The following is a 3728-nucleotide window of genomic DNA, read 5'->3' as shown; positions in this document are numbered from 1 at the left end:
ACCGAACATACTCAAAAAATATTCGAATATATCACAGGGCTTTCGAGTTCGCCAAAGCGAACCCTCATCCCTGCCGAGCTATCATCCCACGATTGAAACCGTGGGTTTTCTCGCTCGGAAAACTGATAAAAAAGAGACCGTCTGATCAGCAGCCGGCCTCTTTTTTTGTCTATTAGTTTGTTCTATGGGATTTAAATGATTAATTAATTCAAAAAGCACTGGTTTAATGACTCTAGCAGCTTATATCCCGTTGACTTGTAGAGTAAAATCCGTTTAGTTGCAGTTTCGATCTTTCTGGATGAGCCGATCTGCCGCTACTTTGAGTTTTAATGAGAGTTCAGCACGACTAGACACTGCTAAACTATTACGATGCAGTTTCAAACGGCAATTTACTAAACAGTTAGAAGATAAACTACAACTAGAGACTCTTTAGTTGCAGCATACGTACTGAAATTGGTACAAACTATAACTACAGGCCTTCTAGCGTTATTTCTTCAAGCTCTTAAAGATTAAAATGTAACTAGACAGCGTCTAGTTATACCTTATTAAAAAGGACTATATTTAAGTGCCGTTAGAAACAATATAATGACGGGTCTTCAGGTTATCCTTATTGTAAACTAAAGCTAGATGGTACAAAGCATCTTCCAATCGAGGCCGAACAGTATTAGAAACTTTTTTCCGAATAGACTCGTACAAAAGATTCTTCAACATTGGATCAGCAGTCAGATATAAATAAAGGAACAGCGTACGGGATGAATCATTCTCCCTTTCGCTGTTCCTTTAAAACTTATGCTCTTATTTGCTTAATGCGCGTTTCAAAGTCTCTCTGACTGCTCCAGGTTTTTCGGTCAGCTCGACCAGATAGTCGACAACTTTGTCAGCCAGTCTGGTTTCATACAGATCAACCGCAAAGATATCTGATCGATTCAAAATCGGTCTGACTATGTCAGCGATCTGCTCTCGGTAATCAGCCAGTCATGGGGCAGTTCTACAGGCAAAAAGTTCGTCGGTCTGGTATGGTCGATCCCTTCTACTTTCGCAAATGTCCAGCCCTTCATAAAGAGCGATGTCTTGTTCACTTTTATGCCTCTTTTCCTGAATGTGTGTTTAAGATTGCCTGTCATGTTAGTTGACTTAATAAACAAACCTCATTGACATAAGAGTAGTCTTTTTTGTAAACGATGTCAACACAAAACCAGGTGACTTGACTTTTAGATCGAACGACTTCTAAGCCTTTATTCATATGGAATCGAGCTACCTTTTCTGACAAAAAATATGGTAAACTGATTTTAAAGGAGGCATTGGATATGAAAATATTAGTTGATGCAGATGCATGCCCTAAAAAAGAAACAATTATTGCGGAAGCTCAGAATTATCAGATTGAGGTCCTTCTAGTTTCAAGTATCTCTCATTATTCAACAAAAGAACTTCCAAATGGCGTTAAACGCATATGGGTCGATAAAGGGAGTGATCAGGCAGACTTCAAGATCATGGAGCTGGCTTATCCCAATGATATTGTAGTCACTCAGGATTACGGACTGGCCTCCATGCTTCTTCCTAAAAGGTGCAGAGTGCTGCACCACGAAGGCTACGAATATACAGAAAGAATCATTCAGAAACTGGTCGACGGCCGCCATATATCTGCCGCAATGAGACGAAGTAATATGAATAAAAGCCGAGTGAAATCCCTGAACCCATTTGCGGATGAAAAGCAGTATCCATTTGATGACCTTCTGCGTCAGGTGATCGAAGAACAGCTCGATGAGACAGAAAGGGTCGAAAACTGACGTGATAACAATTGCTCTGACCGGATGGAGTGATCATGAACTGATCCAACGTGACCGTTCCCGTAAACTGGAAGACTATGCCAGTCATTTCCCAGTGGTTGAACTCGACACAAGCTTCTATGCCATTCCTTCCAGAACCAATATTCTGAACTGGATCGATAAGACACCGGAATCATTCACTTTCTTCCCAAAGGCATTCAATATGATGACATTACATAAACCCTTCCAGCCTGATTTCAGCCGAATGGACGATGTCTTTGAAGCCTATCCGGACGCATTTGGTCCTATGATCGAACAGAAACGGATCAAAGCTTTTCTATTTCAGTTTCCACCCTATTTTGACTGTACACGTAAACATGTCAATTACTTGAAGTATGCGCGCAGTCATATGCGCGATCTGCCGGTTGCCGTGGAATTCAGGAATCAGTCCTGGTTTTCCGAGAAAAATCAGGAACGGACACTTGAACTGCTGAAACTTCTCGAGTTCTCCAATGTCATCGTTGATCAGCCCCAGACACCCAACAACAGTGTGCCTAAAATAGTCAGGAGTACACATTCCAGACTCAGTGTTCTTCGCCTTCACGGCAGAAACTACGAGGGCTGGCTTGGTGAAAATGTCAAGGACTGGCGGGCTGAGCGGACCCTCTACAATTATAGGGATGACGAACTGATGGAATTCAAGGAAATCATTGAGCAGTTGTCAAAGCAGTCAATGGAAGTCTGTGTGATTTTCAATAATAATTCAGGTGGCCATGCCGCTCAGAATGCGAAGACCCTTCAGAAGCTTCTGAACGTATCCTTTGATTACCTCGGCCCTCAGCAGCTCGATTTATTTTAACGAAATCCATTTTATACTGGAGGCTTTGTTAGACATAAATTTGGATTCAACCAACGAGCTTTAAATTGATGTCGTTCCTCGTTTAAATAACTGGTATTTATTTGATGGAATTTTGTTTTGAGTAGGGAAGCATTGAGACTCTTCGTCCTCAGAACGTAAACAAAAACATCCGGCCCCCCTCGTTCTAAATCAGAGACGGGGTGCCGGATGTTTTTATAATGATTATTACATCTCAGGTCGCTCTATCCAAACTTCAAGACCTCAGCCTGATCGTTTCTTCGTCCTCGTTCTTCTCTTTCTGTTACGCCATTTGAACAAAGCGCTCAATGTGCTGTATAGAGCTATGCCTACCAGGGCCCCGATTGTATCGATGATGACATCCATAACAAGAGGCTGTCTTCCAGGTACGAAGTACTGATGGAATTCATCCGTTATCGCATAAAGAAAAGAAATGACTAAAGCCAGGCCAAACGCTCGCCATGGTCTGACATCTGACAAGGTAAAAGCATTCATAAGAAAACTGCCAAGAAACAGATAGACGAAGAAGTGCGCATTTTTTCTAAGGTACCAATGGATGACCCATCGGTTCATTTCAAAGATACCAAATCGGCTGACTCTTGGACGTACAAATGTGAACAGGAAATGGGCAATACCTACACTTATAATCAGAAACAAAACGAACAGAACGATTTTTAAAATAAAGTGGGAGTCCATCTTTGCCAGCCAGATCAGAAAGATATGATACAGAAGAATGGCTGATATGATGCCTACCCACTGCCAGTTCGTTATGATTTCTCCGCCCAGTTCCATGAGCCCGACGCTCCATCTGACCGATTCTTCCGCAGGCTGTGATGAGAACCAGAAAATGACACCCATCCAGAACAGGACCATAGCCCAGGAAAAAATCTGAACCAGTCTTAATTTTGTCTGACTGTTCAAACTCATCTGTTCACCCTCCTTTCCTTTCGAGTACTACTTGAGACTCCCACGGCTAAAGCCGCAAGCCCGAACCTTTCGGTTTGACGGGTGGGATTCTTGAGTGCTTGTACGAACGCAGTCCATTTCTGTTTTGTTCAAGCCTCAAGGTGAGGGCATCTCATTGC

At 42.4% G+C, this 3728-nt stretch carries 5 protein-coding genes; 2 read left to right on the top strand and 3 right to left on the bottom strand.

Translation table 11 applies throughout. The features are described 5' to 3' along the window. Positions 1-795 precede the first annotated feature (795 nt). Both ACYQ2O_RS11075 and ACYQ2O_RS11070 read right to left on the bottom strand, forming a co-directional pair. A complete protein-coding gene (locus ACYQ2O_RS11075; protein ID WP_459796631.1) occupies positions 796-930 on the bottom strand; it encodes a hypothetical protein in 135 nt (44 codons plus the stop codon). 11 nt (positions 931-941) lie between these two features. Next, complete coding sequence (locus ACYQ2O_RS11070) at positions 942-1079, bottom strand: hypothetical protein (protein WP_459796630.1); 138 nt, start codon at positions 1077-1079, stop codon at positions 942-944. 228 nt (positions 1080-1307) lie between these two features. Between ACYQ2O_RS11070 and ACYQ2O_RS11065 the strand changes: the two genes are divergently transcribed. Continuing rightward, a complete protein-coding gene (locus ACYQ2O_RS11065; protein WP_459796628.1) occupies positions 1308-1787 on the top strand; it encodes a YaiI/YqxD family protein in 480 nt (159 codons plus the stop codon). Beyond that, the gene (locus ACYQ2O_RS11060) at positions 1762-2625 is read left to right on the top strand and encodes a DUF72 domain-containing protein (protein WP_459796626.1); all 864 of its coding nucleotides are present in this window, start codon (positions 1762-1764) and stop codon (positions 2623-2625) included. The genes ACYQ2O_RS11065 and ACYQ2O_RS11060 overlap by 26 nt, the downstream gene beginning before the upstream one ends. A 261-nt stretch (positions 2626-2886) precedes the next feature. Here the strand turns inward: ACYQ2O_RS11060 and ACYQ2O_RS11055 are convergent, their stop codons facing one another. Beyond that, a complete protein-coding gene (locus tag ACYQ2O_RS11055) occupies positions 2887-3570 on the bottom strand; it encodes a VanZ family protein (RefSeq protein WP_459796625.1) in 684 nt (227 codons plus the stop codon). Positions 3571-3728 lie beyond the last annotated feature (158 nt).

It is taken from the genome of Alkalibacterium sp. m-11 (assembly GCF_054658155.1).
This window is presented reverse-complemented; position numbering and strand designations above follow the sequence as displayed.